We start from the raw sequence: 503 nt of genomic DNA, 5'->3' as shown, positions 1-503 counted from the left end.
GGAATACGATAATGAATCTCTCCCAGCCTTCCACGAGGATCGGGTTCCGGTCCCGTCCCCCTTCAAGCGGAAGAATCGGAGCCCCCGAGTACGCGGATGGTCTTTTCCCAAAGATGGGCAATTCAGTCGAGCTGTCTTGCGGTGAAATGGCGGGCGTCCATGTCAGGAAGTCAGTGGGAGAATCCGGTAACGCGACTTCATAAACATCATTGAGCGAGTCATACGCCGCATTCAGGACAGGGATGCTTGAGCGAATATGAAAGTCATCGTTGGTCGCAGCAAAGATTTGTACACCGGCATCGATTTGCCGGGCGCCCAAGCCGATATGCATCTCAAATATGCCCCGTTGATCGGCAATTTCACGCAATGCTCCCGCGGGCTCCGACGATAATTCAGCAAGTGGAACGCTCACCACAAACCGCTCGCCGTTGCCCAAGCGTGATGGCATGAGCAGCGCCGCAAATCCGACCAATGCCGGACTGCTCAACAGCGCGGGGCCGCCC

Annotated in this window: 1 protein-coding gene; it reads right to left on the bottom strand. The window is 56.5% G+C overall.

The genetic code is table 11. From position 1 onward, the window contains the following. A partial coding sequence (locus J5M71_RS27360; protein ID WP_207838675.1) for an S-type pyocin domain-containing protein occupies window positions 1–503 on the bottom strand: 503 nt, incomplete at both ends.

The organism is Pseudomonas sp. 43(2021) (genome assembly GCF_017490805.1).
Classification (GTDB): domain Bacteria; phylum Pseudomonadota; class Gammaproteobacteria; order Pseudomonadales; family Pseudomonadaceae; genus Aquipseudomonas.
This window is presented reverse-complemented; position numbering and strand designations above follow the sequence as displayed.